1 protein-coding gene is annotated in these 592 nt (G+C 63.3%); it reads right to left on the bottom strand.

Annotated features, from left to right (window positions below; genetic code table 11):
• Nucleotides 1-181 precede the first annotated feature (181 nt).
• Nucleotides 182-592 (bottom strand): transposase (locus B1964_RS28525; protein ID WP_139765930.1); only part of this gene is annotated, 411 nt, incomplete at its 5' end.

The raw sequence follows: 592 nt of genomic DNA, 5'->3' as shown, positions 1-592 counted from the left end.
CGGGTCGGTTGTGTAGATCGGTGACTGTGTCGGTTGCGGCCAGGAGGCGTGGTGAGCGCGTTTGACGTGCCATTTCACGTATTTGCGTTTGACGACGCGTGGGTTGGCTCGTCGTCGACGTGCGGGGTTGAGTCTGCGTGTGAGGCGAGTGAGGAAGGTGAGCCAGCTGCGGCTGGTGGTGTCAGGGTCGTGAGGGGGGAAAGTCGCCCTGGTGGGCGACCGATTGGCGGGTAATCCTCAGTGCGGCAACGAAACTGACCCTGTCGGGGTCGTGGCCGGCGTGACCGGCGGCCTCGACCATCAACGACCGGATCGCATAGTGACAACACAGATGCCCCCAAATCTCCTGCAGCACAAGATCAGGAGACTTCGAACGCAGCACGGTACGGGGCCCGCGCTGGTGGGTTTTCAGCTCATCGAAGGCAATCTCGATCTCCCACCGCTCGGTATAGGCCGCAGCCAACTCGACCGCACCGACTTCGTCAGGGTCCAGGATCGTGGTCAGCAACCGATAGTGGTCGGCGTTCTCCCGGCCGTCATCGATGGTGTAGTCGATCACCCGCACCAGCATCGGCTCAGCGCGCCGCGCCGC

It is taken from the genome of Gordonia sp. i37, from assembly GCF_002043085.1.
GTDB classification, from domain to species: Bacteria; Actinomycetota; Actinomycetes; order Mycobacteriales; family Mycobacteriaceae; genus Gordonia; species Gordonia polyisoprenivorans.
Note: the sequence above shows the minus strand (reverse complement) of the source record. Positions and strands in the feature narration are given on the sequence as shown.